The sequence below is a fragment of the Pseudarthrobacter defluvii genome (assembly GCF_030816725.1).
GTDB lineage: Bacteria > Actinomycetota > Actinomycetes > Actinomycetales > Micrococcaceae > Arthrobacter > Arthrobacter defluvii_A.
On the sequence record NZ_JAUSYG010000001.1, the window covers coordinates 1,986,224 to 2,002,507 of the forward strand.

At 66.2% G+C, this 16,284-nt stretch carries 16 protein-coding genes; 10 read left to right on the plus strand and 6 right to left on the minus strand.

Annotated elements, in window-relative coordinates; genetic code table 11:
• The first annotated feature begins 118 nt into the window (after positions 1 to 118).
• Positions 119 to 1,603 carry a CAP domain-containing protein gene (locus tag QF031_RS09315; RefSeq protein WP_307426996.1) on the plus strand — a complete coding sequence of 495 codons (1,485 nt, stop codon included), beginning with the start codon at positions 119 to 121 and terminating at the stop codon, positions 1,601 to 1,603.
• 104 nt (positions 1,604 to 1,707) lie between these two features.
• Here the strand turns inward: QF031_RS09315 and QF031_RS09320 are convergent, their stop codons facing one another.
• Both QF031_RS09320 and QF031_RS09325 read right to left on the minus strand, forming a co-directional pair.
• A complete protein-coding gene (locus QF031_RS09320) occupies positions 1,708 to 3,945 on the minus strand; it encodes a S8 family serine peptidase (RefSeq protein WP_307426999.1) in 2,238 nt (745 codons plus the stop codon).
• Between the two features lie 99 nt (positions 3,946 to 4,044).
• Positions 4,045 to 4,506 carry a GatB/YqeY domain-containing protein gene (locus QF031_RS09325; protein ID WP_307427002.1) on the minus strand — a complete coding sequence of 154 codons (462 nt, stop codon included), beginning with the start codon at positions 4,504 to 4,506 and terminating at the stop codon, positions 4,045 to 4,047.
• A 175-nt stretch (positions 4,507 to 4,681) separates the two neighbouring features.
• Between QF031_RS09325 and QF031_RS09330 the strand changes: the two genes are divergently transcribed.
• The 4 genes from QF031_RS09330 (at position 4,682) to QF031_RS09345 (ending at position 8,900) form a co-directional block, all read left to right on the plus strand.
• On the plus strand, positions 4,682 to 6,289 hold the full coding sequence (locus tag QF031_RS09330) for a phospholipase D family protein (protein WP_307427004.1): 1,608 nt from the start codon (positions 4,682 to 4,684) through the stop codon (positions 6,287 to 6,289).
• A 256-nt stretch (positions 6,290 to 6,545) separates the two neighbouring features.
• Complete coding sequence (locus tag QF031_RS09335; RefSeq protein ID WP_307427007.1) at positions 6,546 to 6,764, plus strand: hypothetical protein; 219 nt, start codon at positions 6,546 to 6,548, stop codon at positions 6,762 to 6,764.
• A gap of 157 nt (positions 6,765 to 6,921) precedes the next feature.
• A complete protein-coding gene (locus QF031_RS09340; protein WP_307427009.1) occupies positions 6,922 to 7,758 on the plus strand; it encodes a formate/nitrite transporter family protein in 837 nt (278 codons plus the stop codon).
• Between the two features lie 116 nt (positions 7,759 to 7,874).
• Positions 7,875 to 8,900: an NADPH:quinone reductase gene (locus QF031_RS09345; RefSeq protein ID WP_307427013.1), complete on the plus strand. Its 1,026-nt coding sequence runs from the start codon at positions 7,875 to 7,877 to the stop codon at positions 8,898 to 8,900.
• Between the two features lie 15 nt (positions 8,901 to 8,915).
• Here QF031_RS09345 and QF031_RS21460 read toward each other — a convergent pair whose 3' ends face one another.
• The 4 genes from QF031_RS21460 to QF031_RS09360 all read right to left on the minus strand — a co-directional run bounded on the left by QF031_RS21460 (position 8,916) and on the right by QF031_RS09360 (position 11,439).
• A complete protein-coding gene (locus QF031_RS21460) occupies positions 8,916 to 8,993 on the minus strand; it encodes a three-helix bundle dimerization domain-containing protein (protein WP_370874560.1) in 78 nt (25 codons plus the stop codon).
• Positions 8,994 to 9,023: 30 nt separating this feature from the next.
• A complete protein-coding gene (locus QF031_RS09350; RefSeq protein ID WP_307427016.1) occupies positions 9,024 to 9,254 on the minus strand; it encodes a hypothetical protein in 231 nt (76 codons plus the stop codon).
• Between the two features lie 74 nt (positions 9,255 to 9,328).
• Positions 9,329 to 10,300, minus strand: a complete 972-nt coding sequence (locus QF031_RS09355; protein WP_307427019.1) for a glycosyltransferase family 9 protein — start codon at positions 10,298 to 10,300, stop codon at positions 9,329 to 9,331.
• Positions 10,297 to 11,439 (minus strand): glycosyltransferase family 9 protein, encoded by a 1,143-nt coding sequence (locus QF031_RS09360; protein WP_307427023.1) that lies wholly within the window; start codon positions 11,437 to 11,439, stop codon positions 10,297 to 10,299. Before QF031_RS09360 ends, QF031_RS09355 begins: the two co-directional genes overlap by 4 nt.
• 206 nt (positions 11,440 to 11,645) lie before the next feature.
• Here QF031_RS09360 and QF031_RS09365 point away from each other — a divergent pair, with 206 nt between their 5' ends.
• The 5 genes from QF031_RS09365 to QF031_RS09385 all read left to right on the plus strand — a co-directional run bounded on the left by QF031_RS09365 (position 11,646) and on the right by QF031_RS09385 (position 16,273).
• Complete coding sequence (locus QF031_RS09365; RefSeq protein WP_018761323.1) at positions 11,646 to 11,948, plus strand: DUF4193 domain-containing protein; 303 nt, start codon at positions 11,646 to 11,648, stop codon at positions 11,946 to 11,948.
• A gap of 166 nt (positions 11,949 to 12,114) precedes the next feature.
• On the plus strand, positions 12,115 to 12,846 hold the full coding sequence (locus QF031_RS09370) for a M50 family metallopeptidase (RefSeq protein ID WP_307427026.1): 732 nt from the start codon (positions 12,115 to 12,117) through the stop codon (positions 12,844 to 12,846).
• A 39-nt stretch (positions 12,847 to 12,885) separates the two neighbouring features.
• Positions 12,886 to 13,980 (plus strand): glutathione S-transferase family protein, encoded by a 1,095-nt coding sequence (locus QF031_RS09375; RefSeq protein ID WP_307427028.1) that lies wholly within the window; start codon positions 12,886 to 12,888, stop codon positions 13,978 to 13,980.
• Between the two features lie 37 nt (positions 13,981 to 14,017).
• On the plus strand, positions 14,018 to 15,127 hold the full coding sequence (locus QF031_RS09380) for a serine hydrolase domain-containing protein (protein ID WP_307427030.1): 1,110 nt from the start codon (positions 14,018 to 14,020) through the stop codon (positions 15,125 to 15,127).
• 93 nt (positions 15,128 to 15,220) lie between these two features.
• Positions 15,221 to 16,273, plus strand: a complete 1,053-nt coding sequence (locus QF031_RS09385) for an FUSC family protein (RefSeq protein WP_307427032.1) — start codon at positions 15,221 to 15,223, stop codon at positions 16,271 to 16,273.
• Positions 16,274 to 16,284 lie beyond the last annotated feature (11 nt).

Below are 16,284 nucleotides of genomic sequence, written 5' to 3' on the forward strand. Positions count from 1 at the left end.
TCCCCAGCATCGCCACAAATCCCCGGTTTGCGTGATTGAGCGCGGGCAGACTTGTACCGTCTCCCGGCGTTCCCACCGGCACTCACTCTAGGGATCTATGAAAATACGTTCTTCACGCATGTCCGCGGTAACCCTCGGCCTGCTGCTCACTTTGCCCTGCGGCCTCACCGCCGCCACCGCTGCCGTCACTTCACCAGCCCCGGCCATCGTCCCCGCAACGACCATCGGCGACACCTTTACCAAGCAGACCTTCGACCTGATGAACGCTGAGCGCGTCAAGGCCGGATCAAGGCCGTTCGTCTGGAACCAGAAGATCGCTGACGTCTCCCAGGACTGGGCGAAACAGCTCGGCGTCGCAACGATGGATTCCGCCTTTGACTTCGCCACGATCCACCGGGCCGACGCAGGCGGCAACGAAATCCCTGCCGGCGCTACCTGGTACCGCGAAAACATCGGATTCAACTTCAGTCCCGCACAGCTGGTTGACTGGTGGATGAACTCCCCGGGCCACAAGGCGGCGATGCTCGACCCCCGGGGCACCGACGCGGGCATCGGTTACGTCGTACCAACCAGCGGACCGTACGCCGGCTGGCACCTGATGGTCTCCAACATGGCGGCGTACTCAACCACGCCGGCCCCGGCGCCCTCACCAGGGCCGACGTCCCAGACGCCACTGGCACAGAAGGCCGCTGCCATCAACGGCGCCCTGGGCCTCCCGGTGTCCCCCGAGATCTATGGACTAAAAAACGGCGGCTCATACCGCAACTACCAGTACGGGGCCCTGATCTACTCCCCCGCCACCGGCGCCCACGTCTCCACGGGCGCGATCCGCAACCTCTGGGCCGGCTACGGGTTCGAAAACGGCATGCTGGGTTATCCGGTCACCGACGAGGTCTCCGGCCTCAAGGACGGCGGCGTCTACCAGAACTATCAGGGCGGAGCCCTCCTGTGGTCGCCTGCCTCCGGCGCCCACATTTCTACCGGCGCCATCCGGAACGCCTGGGCCGCGACAGGATTCGAATCCGGCCCGCTCGGCTATCCGACCTCGGAGATCTACCAGGTTGAAGGCGGCACCGCCCAGGACTACCAGAACGGCGTCATCACCAGCAGCGCCTCCGGCACCCGGATCATCTCCGGTGAGATGCTGGCAAGATACCGGGAAAACAGGGCCCTCCTGGGCGTTGCAACCAGCGCTAAAACCGCCATCAGGGACGGCGGCTTCTATCAGAACTTCCAGCTCGGAGCCCTGCTGTACTCTCCGGCCACCGGAACGCAGCTGTCCATTGGCGGCCTCCGCAGCGTCTGGGCCGCGACCGGCTTCGAGAACGGTGTCCTGGGCTACCCGGCGTCAGGGGAAATGCCTGCCAACGGCGGCGTCTACCAGAATTACCAGGGTGGCTTCATCACCTGGCTTCCCGACTCCGGCGGCCAGTTTACCTTCGGCGGCATCGGCGGCCTCTACCGCAGCGCCGGCGGCCCGACGGGGCGGCTCGGATTCCCGACCAGCGGTGAGTATACGACAGGTCCCGGGGGCAACGTCGCGCAGAACTTCCAGCACGGCACCATCCATTGGGGACCCGCCGGGACGGGCATTACCTACTAGGAGAACAAGCCTTCAGCACCCTCCCTGCCGCACAGGGAGGGTGCTGCTCGTTCACGTCGCACCGCCGCCAACTGTTCACCTGCGCATGCGGCGAATCGCTGGATTTACTGCCAGGAGATGTAGGAGCCGCGCGGAGTCCAATGGATCACACCGCCTTGGTAGTTCTGGGCGACACTGCCATCATTGCCGGTCGGATACTCATCGCTTGTCGGGTAGCCGAGGCGCCCCGACTCATACCCTAATGAGGCCCAGATGGAACGGGTGGCGCCCAACGACGAGTGCGCTCCGGTGGCCGGGGACCACACGATGGCCCCACGCTGGTAGTTCTGGTAGGTACCGCCATCGCGGAGGCCGGTTACTTCATCTGTCACCGGATACCCCAGCACGCCGTTTTCAAAGCCGGTCGCCGCCCACTCCCCGCGGATCGCTCCCACGGATATGTGCGCTCCGGTTGCCGGGGACCATACGATGGCGCCGCCCTGGTAGTTCTGGTACACGCCGCCGTCGCGCAGTCCAGCCACCTCATCCGTGACCGGATACCCCAAGCGGCCGTTCTCGAAGCCGGTCGCCGCCCACAGCCCGCGGATCGCGCCCACGGATATGTGTGCTCCGGTTGCCGGGGACCATACGATCGCGCCGCCCTGGTAGTTCTGGTACACGCCGCCGTCGCGCAGCCCAGACACCTCATCCGTGACCGGATACCCCAAGCGGCCGTTCTCGAAGCCGGTCGCCGCCCACAGCCCGCGGATCGCGCCGGTGGAGACATGCGCTCCGGTTGCAGGCGAGTAAACGATGCAGCCGTGCTCAAAACACTGGTATCCCCCGTTGTCCTTGAGCCCGTAAACCTCCCCCGTAGTCGCGGCTCCCAGAGCGCCGTTCAGGGACGCTGCCTTGGCGGCTATCGGCGTCTGCGCGGCCGGAAATACGACGGCGGCCGAGGCGTCGACCAGGCCGGCGCCGCATCCTCCGGAGCAGGTACCTGGAAGCGGACGGGCGCTTGCCTTGAGCTTGGCTTCGATCTGGGACGGTGTCAGGGAGGAATTGGCAGCCTTCATCAGGGCGCCAACAGACGCCGCCATGGGCGTAGCCATCGACGTTCCCATCAGCGATCCATACGTTTCCGCGCCCGGGCTGGTTGTTCCGGCATTCAACGTCGAGAGGATCCCCGCATCTAAGTCGCCTCCCGGGGCCATAACGTCGACTGCGGGACCGAAATTTGAGTACGACGCCTTGGCCCCGGACCGGTTGGTGGCCCCAACGGTGACCACGTTGTTGCAATTTGCCGGCGCGTTGTTTGACGCAGGCTGGTTCTCATTGCCCGCAGCCACAAAAACGGTGGCACCGCGGTTCACGGCGCCATCAATGGCCGCCTGCATGGTGGAAGGGCAGGGCGCAGTTCCGCCTACGCTGAGATTGATGGTCTTCGCCGGCTTGGCGTTGGAGGGTACGCCACTGACGTTTCCCCCGGAGGCCCAGATGATGCTGTCGGAGACGTCGGACAGATAACCGCCGCAGCCACCGAGTGCGCGGACGGGTTCGATCTTCACGCTGGGAGCCGCGCCGCTGACTCCCTCGGCGTTATTGGCGACGGCTGCGATAATCCCGGCCACATGGGTTCCGTGCCAGGAAGAATTGACAGATGAGCCCGACCCACACGCACCAGCGGTCTGGTAATCGCCCGGGTCGGAGGGATCGGCGTCCCTTCCGTTGCCGTCACCTGAAGAGGCCGGATCGGCGATCATGTCGTAGCCAGCGATGATGTTGGAATTGAGGTCGCTGTGTGCCGTGATGCCGGTGTCGATTACGGCGACGATTTGTCCCGTACCCGTGGTCTTGTCCCAGACTGAGGGGACCCGGATGCCGGCGTTGGGGTCAGACAAAGCCCACTGCTGGGAATAGTAGGTGTCGTCGGGTGTGGCCGACGGGTACATGCGGATGTCGGGCTCCACCGAAGCGACGTTCGCGCCCGCGGCTATGCTCTCCAGCACACGCTGGGACTCTGCAGCACTAAGCCTGCGGTTTGCCTTCACCACCTTGGCGTCACCGGCCGTGGACTTGATCTCCCTGACGGCGATGGAAGTGTCGGCGGCAGCCCTCGCGTAGGTCTTGCCCCGCTCAGCGGAGCTGCCACCCGCGGCGGGCTTGAACGTCACGATGAACTGATCCGTGGGCAGGGACGCGCCTGCGGAGCTTGCCGGGCCTGAAGGACCAGGAGGCAGCGCTGGTTTGTTGTCGGCGTTGACAGTTCCTGCCGTTGCGGAAGCAAAAACGACGGTGGCCACCATCAGGCCGATGGCCCTGTTACCGATGCCGGCTTTTGTCATACCAGTCTTAGTGCGCATATCCACTCCTCTGGGCCTCCCGGTTCCACCAGCGAGCCTACTAAGATCATGACGCCTGCGGGAGGCCTCGTCATCCCCCAAAGCAGCCGGGGGTATCGCTCAGGCCAGCCGCGCCCTGACGATCTCACTGACGGCCTTGCCGTCGAAACGCCCGGCGATCTTCGGGGTTACGGATTTCATGACGGCCCCCATGGAGCGCATCGTCAGCTCGGTGCCGTCCGCCTGCAGGCCGGCAACGACCTCGTCCACGATGGCTTCGGCTTCCTCCCTGGTCAGGCCCTTGGGCAGATACGCCTCAATAACCTCGGCCTCGGAGATCTCAGCCGCCGCACGGTCTTCGTGGCCCGCCGCGGAATAGGTGGCGGCCGTGTCCCGTCGCTTGGCAGCCTCCTTTTGCAGCAGCGCGGTGACTTGGAGGTCGTCGAGCTCAACGGGGGTCTTGCCGGACTTCTCCCGCGCTTCGATCTCGCCCAGGACGTTGCGCACGGTGGTCAGGGCCACCTTGTTGCCGGCCTTCATATGGACGACGACGTCGTCCTTCAGCTTTTCCTTCAGTGACATGCTGTTATGCCTCATTCTTTCGTTCGGCGGGGAAACGGCCATGGACAAGCCTATTCCCGCCGCAGCTTCAGCGCGTGGTTGCTCCCGGATTTGCCGCAGTGACCCGGCGCACGGGCCCGTAGGCTGGTTTGGGTACCCAGTTGCCCGGTCCTCCGGGCCCCGAAAGGAGCATCGAGTGGACAGCACGGTTGGCAAGTGGTTTCTGAATTGGGTTGAGCGCGGCAACCCCGCAACTGATATCCAAACGGGTGGTGCAGGAACTCCGGCATGGTCAGAGGGCAACCTGGTGCGCCCCCTGGTCCACGGCGCGCCATACTTTTCCAGGCTGCAGGCAGAGCTGCGGGGCCTGCAGTCGGGGGACAGGGTTTGGTTCACCGACTGGCGCGGCGACGGCGACGAGCAAATTGCAGCAGACGGGCCCACCATCGGCGGGACGCTTGCGCGGTTGGCAAAGTCCGGAGTGGAAGTGCGGGGGCTCGTCTGGAGATCCCACGGCGAGCGCATCTCAGCGCCCATCAGCGGCCGCTCCAATGAGCTTCTCAGCCGCCAAATCAACGACGCCGGCGGGGAGGCGCTGCTGGATCAGCGGGTCCGTCTGTTCGGTTCCCACCACCAGAAACTGGTGGTCATCCGCCGTCGTGACGACCCCTCCCGGGACGTCGCTTTCGTGGGCGGAATTGACCTTTCGCACAGCCGCCGGGACGACGCCCGCCATGAAGGGGACCCGCAGGCGGTGACGATGGATTCGCGCTACGGGCCAAGGCCCCCTTGGCATGATGCCGCCCTCGAACTGCGCGGGCCGGTCGTCGCGGATGTGCTGGCCGTGTTCGCTGAGCGGTGGAACGACCCCCACCCGCTTGACCGGCACACCCCGTACCGGATGCTGCTGCAGCGCCTGGCCCGCATGCCGCGGCATCCCAAACCGCTGCCGGAGACTGCTCCCCCGCCACCGCCGGCCGGCCCGCACGCCGTACAACTGCTGCGCACCTACGGCCTGAAGCACCCGCCTTTCCCCTTCGCGCCGGACGGCGAGCGCAGCATCCCGCGGGGCTACGCAAAAGCATTCGCCCAGGCCCGTTCGCTCATCTACATCGAGGACCAGTATCTGTGGTCCACGGAGGTGGCCCAGGGAATAGCAGCCGCGCTGGAGCGAAACCAGGAGTTGAACGTGATCATAGTGGTGCCCAGGTACCCGGACTCCGACGGCTTCCTGGGCGGACCGCCCCGGCGCTTGGGGCAACTGCGCGCCCTCAGCATGATCCGCAAGGCCGCACCGGACAGGGTTGGGGTGTTCAACCTGGAGAACAGCGAGGGGACTCCGGTCTATGTCCATGCCAAGATCTGCATCATCGACGACACCTGGTTCACCTGCGGCTCCGACAACTTCAACCGACGGTCCTGGACCACTGACAGCGAACTCACGTGCGCTGTCGTCGACACCTCCACCTCAGGTGCCCAGGGCGGGGAGCCACGCGCGTCGGGGCACCGTTCGCTTGCCACAGAACTGCGGCTCCAGCTCTGGGCGGAACACCTTGGTTTGGACGAAGACGACCCCCGGCTCCAGGCTGACGGGCCAGGACTTAAGCTGTGGAACAGCATGTCCGGTGCCCTGGACCGGTGGCACCTGACAGGCCGCCGTACACCGCGGCCCGCAGGGCAGGTTCGCCCCCACGTCCCCGACCCCGTCCCGCCCCTCCACCGTCTTTGGGCCGATCCGGTCTACAAGTACATCGTTGACCCCGACGGCCGCCCCCGGGGGCTCCGCGGCACTGACCGGTTCTAGCCTGGCGTAGGAGCGGCTGGTAACGCCACTGGCGATGCCTTCCCCTACCCGGGCGCTACCCATGCAAGCCGGCCGTCTCCCCCAACGGACATGGTGTTTCCCGATGCCGCGGGTGGATTCCCCCATGTTCGCCCACAGTGGTTTCCCCGCTCTTGACACCGGACCTCCAGGGATCTTTGATCATCACTAAGTCGTGCAGCGGGCTTCCTCCACCTATTGCGTCCCCCGGTTCGGGACGGTTCGCCAGGGAGCAGACATGGATGCCGGGACGGTACTCGGGTTCATCGCAGGGTACGTTGCCACCCTCGCAGGCGTATTTCTCCTCTACCTCCCGGTCCTTGCGCTCGTCGTGGCCCTCTTGGTCGCGGCCGGTTTCCTTCAATTGCTGCTGCTGCCGGTCGCCATCCTGGTCCGCAAACTACGACGCTCGAAGCCTGAACCGGACACGGACGGCTCCTGGATTTTGGGACGCTAGGACCGGCGCGCGGGGCTGCAGCGCCTGGGTGTCCGCTTGCCTGCATCTTGACCGCTTCCGGCGCCGCCTGGTGATTCGGTGCTCCCCACTGGGTGGGCACCGCTCCTGCGGGTACGTACCAGACAACATTCCGGGCGAGCCAGCAGTGGAGAGACACATGAGCGAAGAACGACGGCGGGAACTCGGGGAGTCCGACGCCCCAGTGGAACATGACCTCAAGGAGTCGTTCGATAGGACGGTGGGCCAAGGAGCTGAGCGGCTGCACCGGACGATGAGGAACATCCTGGTGACCGGTGTGTTCGGTGGTTTTGAGGTGGGTCTCGGCATCATGGCTTACCTGGCGGTGCTTCACGCAACGGGCGACCATCTGCTCGCGGGTTTGGCGTTCAGCGTAGGGCTGATCGCCCTGCTGCTGGCACACAGCGAGTTGTTCACGGAGAACTTCCTGTTACCGGTGGCCGCCGTCGCTGCGAAGGAAGCAAGCTATACGCAGCTGGCAAAACTTTGGGGAGGAACCCTCCTTGCCAACCTGCTGGGCGGGTGGGTCTTCGTCTGGATCGTCATGGTGGCGTTCCCTGAGTGGTCACCAGTGGTCAGCGAGAGCGCCCACCATTTCACCGATGCCCCGTTCTCGCTGCAGTCCATCGCCTTGGCGGTGCTGGGCGGAAGCACCATCACCCTGATGAGCAGGATGCAGCAGGGTACCGACAACGATGTGGCGCGCATCGTGGCCACGGTTATCGGCGGGTTCCTGCTGGCCGCGCTGCCGCTCTTCCACTCGATCCTGGACTCCCTGCTGATCTTCGCCGCAATCCATTCGGGCGCGGATATCAGCTACGCGCAGTGGCTGGGCTGGTTCGGCTACACCCTGCTGTTCAACGTGTTTGGCGGCATCGTCCTGGTAACCCTGTTGCGCCTGCTGCGGACAAAGGAACTAATCGACAAGCGGCGCACGGAGGCGCCATCGGACCCGGATGCCGCCCGGAACCGCTGATCAGGGCCACCAGAAGCCGATGCCCGGGTAAACACAGCAGCATCGGCCGGGAGCAGCAACGCTTTCGGTAGGTTGGAAGCCGGAAGGAATTTATGCAACCGGACGTAGGAGAAGACGTGAAAGCAATCGTGTACGGAGCAACGGGTCCTTCATCTGTGCTGGAGCTTCAGGACAAACCGCTGCCGGCCCCGGGGGCAGGCGAGGTCCGTGTGCGCGTCATCGTGTCCGGCGTGAACCCCACCGACTGGAAGTCACGGTCCGGCAGTGGAAGCAACAAACTGCCCGCCCCCAAGGTTCCCAACCAGGATGGAGCCGGGGTCGTGGACCAGCTGGGGTCGGGAGTGGCCGGCTTCAAGGTGGGCGACCGTGTGTGGCTCTGGGATGTCGCCTGGGGCAGTGACGAGGGAACGGCCCAGGAGTACGTCGTGGTGCCTGCCCACAAGGTCGTCGCCTTACCTGACGCCGAGTCTTTCGACACCGGCGCCTCGCTGGGGATTCCTGCACTGACGGCGCACCGGGCCCTGACAGCGAGCGAAGACGGACCCGCCAGGCTCTCCCCCGGTGCCCTGGCGGGCCGTACCGTGCTGGTCACCGGCGGTGCAGGTGCGGTAGGCCACGCGGGCATCCAACTCGCGCGGTGGGCCGGGGCTGCTGTTATCACTACCGTCAGCGGAGAGCGGAAGGCTGAACTTGCGCGACGCGCCGGAGCCGGCGTGGTCATCAACTACCGGGCTGAGGACGTAGTTCACGCCGTCCAGGAAGCTGCCCCGGACGGAGTGGACATCATCGTCGACGTCAACGCGCCTGCGAACATCGAGGCAGACCTGCAGGTCCTTAAACCAGGCGGCACCATCTCCATTTACGCAGCGAACCCAGGGGAAGCGCTAAACGTTCCCATCCGCGAAAGCATGACCAAGAACGTCCGCTATCAGTTCATCCTTACCTACACGGTGACGGACGAGCAGAAACACCAAGCTGTCGCTGCCGTCGCCGACGCCCTTGCCGCCGGCGCGCTGCGGGTCGGCGAAGACCAAGGGCTGCCGCTGGCGCGCTTCCCGCTTGAAGAGACGTCCGCAGCACACGACGCCGTGGAGCAGGGAACGATCGGAAAGGTACTCATCGACGTCGCGCCGGCATCCTGATCCCGGCGCCGGATCTCAGCGCGAGAGGCGGTCCCTGGCCGCGTGTTCAACCAGGACCGGTACGAACGCGCGCGGCTGCCGCGGGCGGTCCACGCCGATGCACCCGCGGCAGTGCCGCCGTCGTCAGTGCGGGTGCAGCCTGCGGCTCCGGGAATGCCGGTTCCGCCCCTGGGGGTGCGAACCGGCAGCGACCGGACGGAACTCGATTCGCCGCTTCTCCGTTCGGATGTCGCGCCGTTCCTGCCGCCGAGCCTTCCTTTCGGGACGGTCAATGGCGGACAGAATGGTCAGCGTCACGGTAATCCACAAGAACGCCGTCCCCAACACCAAGGCGATTTCCAGCTCAGTGCCCATGCACCAATTTTAGGCCGCAGGGGCCGCACTCCAACCCCTGCGGACCCACATATCGACGCGCAAATCCGCAGCATCTAGAAGAGCCCCAGCCCCCTGACGGCAGCCATGACGTCGGACACCTGGACGGCGAGCAGGGCAGGATCGGGCTGCGCCGCGAACGTGTCCCCACGCCGGAGTTCCGCGCGGGTAAGGACCACGTGTGGCCCCGGCGGCGGACCCCAGATCTCCGGCGGGGCCGGGCCGAAAAGCACCACGGAGGGGGTGCCGTACGCGGACGCCAAATGCGCCGCCCCCGTATCGGCCGAGACCACCAGGCGTGCGGCGGCGATAGTGGCAGCGAACTCGCCAAGGCCCAGTACGCCGGCAAGGACGGCGGTGCCCGGAAGCCCTGCGAGGCGGCACACTTCCTCAGCCCGTTCCCGTTCGGAGGTGCCCCCGGTGAAGACCACCTGGTGTCCGGCGTCTGCGAGCGCTGCTGCCACCGCAGCAAAGCGCTCCGCCGGCCACAGCCTGCTGCCGTATGCCGCCCCCACATGAAGGACCGTGGCGCCGGGGACAGGGCTTGGCACATGCGGCGTGTTCAGCTGCACGTCCAGCGGGTCCGCCTCGATGCCGTGCCATTCCACAAGCCTTACCCAGCGTTCACGCTCGTGCAGTTCGGGGCGCCACGGCGGGCCATTCCGGTGGGCGCCTCGGTGGCCCACGGTGTGCCGGGCCTTGAGTGCGTCAATCCGCCCCTGGCTTTCGGGACCGCTGCCGTGCAGGTTGATGGCCACGTCCACCACGCCCGGTTCCAGCGCCAGCGGCTCGTCCAGGCCGTGCGTGGGCAGCAGTTCGTAGCCGCCGACGAGCCCCAAGGCTTCGGACAGCCAGCCTTGTGCCGCGTAGCGCAGCCGGTGCTCGGGAAAGGCCCGCCGGATGCCTTTCAGGGCCGGCACGGCCACCAGCAGATCACCCAGCTTCAGGGCGCGCAGGACCAGGAGCTCCGGCTTCCCGTCGGCAGGGATCGTATCGGCAAGCTGCTGCGCAGTTTCGGCGCCGGTCATGCGTCCTGCCTCTCGAATTGCGTGGCGGTGAGGCTGCGGACGTCCTCGTACACCTCGGCAACCCCAATCCCTGCCACCACCGAGTCGTCATGGGAGCAGCGCGGTGCCGTCCAGCCCACCTGGGTCACATCGATGCCGCATGTGGGGCAGCTTGTCACCCAGGAGGCGTGCACGCGGTGAAGGCTTCTGCCCAGCGCGCCGGCGTTGATCACGTTGCCCGCCCAGAAGATCCCGACCGTGGGCACGCCGAGCGCCTGCGCAAGGTGGCGGGGGCCGCTGTCATTGGCCACAACAACATCAGCTTTCGCCAACAAGGCCACCAGCCCTGCCATGTCAAGGGCGCCGGCCACGGATTGGACGGCCGCTGAACCCGCCTGCCGGGCTATTCCCTCCGCCAGGTCCTGCTCGCTGCTGTCCCCAACGATGACCACCCGGGACCCGTCGGCAGCGCACGCGGCAGCGAGTTCGGCGAACTTGTCGACGGGCCAACGACGGCGGGGATCGGTGGCGCCGGGGTGGATCACCACCAGGGGCTGGCCGGCGTCGCCGTCGGCAGCTTCCGGGGCGGATCCGCCTCCGGCAGGTGCCAGCCGCGCCTCGAGGTCGACGGGGAAGGCGCCGGCGAACCCCGCCACCTCCAGCGCCCTTAACGGTTCGTGCTGGTAGTAGAGGTAGGGAACAGTGCGTTCCAGGCTGGCAGCGTCCGGTGTCCTGGTGCCCACCGTGTGACGGGCCCCCAGCCGGAGCAGGAAGGGATTCGAATACCGCCCGCCGCCGTGAACCTGGACGGCGAGGTCGAATTTCCGGCTGCGCATCTGCGCAAAGAACCGTTCCAGTTCCTCCGGATCCTCTTCCCCGGGCCGGACTCCCTCTGCGAAGGGCAGGACCACCACTTCGTCGACGGGGCTCTTCAGGGCCTCCATCAGCGCCTTGTGGATCGGCGTGCCGAGCAGGGTGATGGTGGCCGCAGGGTAGGCCGCCTTCAGCGCAGCCATTGCCGGGATGGCGAAGATCAGGTCCCCCAGTCCGCCGCCGCGCAGGACGACGATCCTGGAGACGGCCTCGAACTTCTCCAGCACGGGACCGACACCCACGCCCACCTGTCCGGCACCGCCGAACTCTGCGGTGAGTTGTTCCAAAATCTGCCCCTTCCGTCGTGCAGGGGGACCGGCAACCGCCCGTCCCTCCATGCCCTTGCAGCCGCACTGCGCTTTGCAGGCCTGCGGCCGTTCCCTTGAACCTTTACCCAACCGGCAGCGGATCTACGCTCCCTGTTGGGGAATACCGGCCCGATGCTGTACGTTTCATACCCGACAGCCAATCAAAGAAAAGAGAAGCACCCAAAGTGGCAACCGATTACGATGAACTGCGTTCCGACGTCAAGGAATCGCAGGACAACTCACTCGAGCAGCTCCAGTCAGCCAATGCTCCCGACGCCCGCAGTGTTGTGCAGGAGTTGGACGAGGCTGACGGGCTGGACGGCGCCGGCGTCCCTGGCGGCGAATTCGTCGCTGAGGAGCTCGTAGTCCAGGTCATCCCGCAGGCTGAGGACGAGTTCACCTGCTACTCCTGCTTCCTGGTCCGCCACCGGTCCCAGATTGCCCGGCAAAAAGACGGCCACAGCTACTGCACCGAGTGCGAAGGCTAGCCGACAAGCTTCCGGAGTGGCAGCACCAGCGCCCTTACCCGAAAGGCACGCCGCACCAGGCGTGCCTTTCGGCTTTAACCATCCGTCCGGCCCACGTCCGTAGCGTTGGGCAGATAACGTACGACGCCGGGCAGTCACCCCGGCGGCCGGCAGCCAGGAGGCAACGGTGGACAGCCCCGCCAGCTTTTGGAGCGCGTTCAACGCCGCCTTCACCCAAACGAACGTACCTCCCGTCACGTGGGTTGAGATGCTCCTGTCCCTGGCGGCCGCCGTCGTCCTCTCCATCCCGCGCGGCAGCTGGCGTTACTTCGGGCTCCTCGCCACCGCAACGCACGAACTGGGCCACGCGTTTGCCGCCGTCACCTCAGGACAGCGGCTGTCAGGTATCCGGCTCCGGCTTGACCATTCCGGAACCACCACCACCTACAGCCGGAGCAGGCTGGCTGCAGCATGGTCGTGTTTTTGGGGCTACCCGGTGCCTGCAATGGTTGGTGCCGCCTTCGTCTGGTGCGGGCTCAGCGGCTGGGGTCCCGCCGCCATGGCCGCCAGTGCGCTGGTCCTGGCAGCATCCCTGATTTTCCTTCGCAACCTGGCCGGGTTCGCCATCACCACCGCCGCCATCGCCGGCGCGGCCGCATTGGCCTTCCTTGCTCCCGGTTCCGTGGTGGGCCACGTGTCCGTCATCCTCGGCCTGGCACTGCTGGTGGCCGGCGTCCGGGACCTGCTCAAACTCACCAATGTGCACCTCCGCCGTCGGGACCGCCTTACCAGCTCCGACGCCTACCTCCTGTACCGCGCCACCTCGGTCCCGTCCGGCATCTGGATCGCCCTGTTCACACTCCTCGTGGCCGGGGCCTGGTTGGCGGCGTGGCAGGCAATCTCGGTAATCCTGCTGTAAGGCGTCTGCATCCCAAGGGCCCACGCATAGGCTGGTGGCATGAGCCAGGAAACGGAAAGCACCCGCACAGCAGCCGACAGCACGAACGGGAACAGTACCCGCGGAGCATATGTGACAGGCGGTGCGGAATTCACCCGCGATACCAACTACATCGAGGACCGCATCACCAGGAACGCTTCTCCCGGCAGCAACGGCGAACCCGGCTGGCCGGTGGAGGCAGGGCGTTACCGCCTCATTGCCGCCAGGGCCTGCCCATGGGCCAACCGCACGGTCATTGTCCGCAGGCTGCTGGGGCTGGAAGAGGCAATCTCGCTGGGCCAGCCCGGCCCCACCCACGATGCGCGCTCCTGGACTTTCGACCTCGATCCCGGCGGCGTGGATCCGGTCCTCGGCATCGAGCGCCTGCAGGTGGCCTATTTCAAGCGTTTTCCGGGCTATCCCCGCGGCATCACCGTGCCTGCCCTCGTGGACGTGCGCACCGGAGAAGTGGTGACCAATAACTTCCCCCAGATGACCCTGGACTTTTCAACGGAGTGGACCGAGTTCCACCGGCCTGGCGCACCGCAACTCTACCCGGAGCACCTCCGCGAGGAGATCGACCAGGTGAACAAGCGGGTTTTCACCGAGGTCAACAACGGCGTGTACCGCTGCGGCTTCGCAGGCTCGCAGGAGGCGTATGACGCGGCGTACGAGCGACTGTGGACTGCGATGGACTGGCTGGAGGAGCGTCTCTCGCGGCAGCGCTACCTGGTGGGTGACACCATTACCGAAGCAGACGTCCGGCTGTTCACAACACTGGCCAGGTTCGACCCCGTGTACCACGGACACTTCAAGTGCAACCGGCAGAAACTCAGCGAGATGCCCAACCTGTGGGGCTACGCCCGGGACCTGTTCCAGACACCGGGATTCGGCGACACCATCGACTTCGTACAGATCAAGCGGCACTACTACATCGTGCATGAGGACATCAATCCCACCGGCATCGTCCCGGCGGGTCCGGACCTGGGCGGATGGCTGGAAGAGCACGGCCGCGAGTCCCTCGGCGGGCGGCCGTTCGGTGACGGCACTCCGCCGGGGCCGGTCCGGCCGGGCGAGGAAGTGGCGCCCGGACACGGCGCCCGAAGTACGGCTTAACCACCGAAGGAAATCGCTTTCCTTCTACAGTGGAGACATGCAGACTTCTCTCGGTTTTGTGGCGCCCGGGTACGACAACGTCCTGGCCCTGTTCGATTCCCTTCTCGCCGCGGACCCCAGCTATAGTGCGCAGCTCGCTGTATATCGGCAGGGGGTGCCGGTGGTGCAACTGTCGGGCGGGCCGGACATGGCGGCCGAAACGCTGACCGGCGCCTATTCCTGTTCCAAAGGCGTTGCCGCGATGGTCATCGCCCTCCTGGTCCAGGACGGCGTCCTGGACCTGGAAAGGACAGTGGCCCACTACTGGCCCGAATTCGCAGCGCATGGAAAAGACCGGCTGTTGGTCAGGGAGGCGCTGTCGCACCAGGCGGGGCTGCTCGGAGTTGAAGGCGGTTTCGGGCTGGACGAGTTCACAACAGCCCGGGCCGCCGCCCGGCTGGCCGCTGCCGCCCCCGCATGGGAACCCGGCCGGCAGTTCGGCTACCACGCCCTCACCATCGGAATCCTAATGGAGGAGTTGTGCCGCCGGACCACGGGCGAAGCACTTCAGCATATTTATGACCGGAGGATCCGTAAACCGCAGGAAGTGGATTTTTTCCTGGGCCTTCCGGAGGACCTGGAACCGCGGTACCGGGACGTCCTCTACGAGCAAGACCCGGACCAGCCGTGGGTAGACCCGCTCAGCCTTGAGGGCCTGAACAGCAACGCCCCCGTCAGCACCATCATGGAACTTCCGAACATCCGGTCCGTGCGTGCTGCCGGCATGTCTGCCGCGGGCGGCGTGGGATCTGCCGACGGCCTGGCCCGGCTGTACGCGGCAGCGACCACCGGGGTAGACGGCAATGAGCCGTTCCTCTCCGGCGGGACCATCGCGGCCATGGCGCGCGAGCAGGTGTGGGGCCTGGACCGGTCCTCCGGCCTGGACAATGCCTTCGCCGTCGTTTTCATGAAACCCCACCTGTCGCGGAACTTCGGGAGCCACCGGGCCTTCGGCCACGAGGGAGCCAACGCCGCCCTGGGTTTCGCCGATCCCTCGTACGGCCTGGGCTTCGGCTACATCCCCCGGCGTGCGGAAGAGGGCCGCACCGCGGGCCGCGCCCACAGGCTGGCCGCTGAGGTAAGGCTCTCAGCAGCAGGTTTGTCCTGACGCACCCCCGGCCCTACTGTTGTCCGGATGGGCAATACTCAGGCACGGCCGGATGCACGGTGGGCTCGGGGGACCCAACTTCTTAGACAATCAGTGGCGGGGCTTTCTGCTGCCTTCGCGGCACAGCGGCTGCAACTGGCAGGGAAAGCGGCGATAGCCGCGGGGCTGGCGTTCGCCATCGCACCCCTCATGCCTGGCGCCGCCTCGCACTACGCGTACTACGCTCCGCTGGGCGCCCTGGTGGCCATGTATCACAATGTTGCCGGGTCCGTGAAGCAGGGGGCGCAGGCGCTGGCGGGGCTGGCGATGGGGATCGGCCTTGCCTTCGTCCTGGTAAGCATCAGCGAACCCTCGCCACTGACGGTCGCCCTGTTCATGGGGGTGGGCGTCCTGCTGGGCGGCTTGCCGGGCATCGGCTCAGGCAGTGACTGGATCCCCACCGCGGCGCTCCTGGTACTGCTGGTGGGCGGCAGCAACGCCGAAGATTTCTCCTATGGCTACCTGGTGCAGATGGCGGCGGGCGTGGCGGTCGGGATCGCGGTGAATTTCCTGATCTTTCCTCCGCTGCACCTCAACGCCGCCGCATCCAGCCTTGCTGACCTGCGGCTCGCCCTTGGCCGGCAGCTGACGGACATGGGAGCCGCGCTGAAGGAAAAATGGCCCCCCGAGCACGAGGACTGGTCGCGCAGATCGGACGAACTGGCGGAAGCGGCCCGTTCAGTGCGTCATTTGGTCAAGGAAGCGGACGCCAGCCGGCGCGCCAACCCCCGGCGGAAGCTGCACCCGCGCGACATGGACCGGGACTACCGGGACCTGCGGGACCTGGAACGGGTCACCTTCCATATCCAGGACATGACGGATGTGCTGTCCGATGTGATCTGGGAGGACGACGTGCCCTACGAGATTCCCCTGCACGACAGTGAACCGCTGGCAGACGCCGTTACCGCCACAGGAGAACTGGTGTCCACGGACACCGACGGTGACGCCCAGGAGTGGAAGGACCGCTACGATGCTGCCCGGGCGGCGGTGGAAGCCTGCATGGCCGCCACCGCCCAGACGCCGGCAGAACAGGGGACAGTCCCTGCCTCGGAATCGGTCCTGCTCAGCCTCCACCGGATCCTGCGCGCGGTCCGGCCAAAAGACTAGGGCCGGAGACC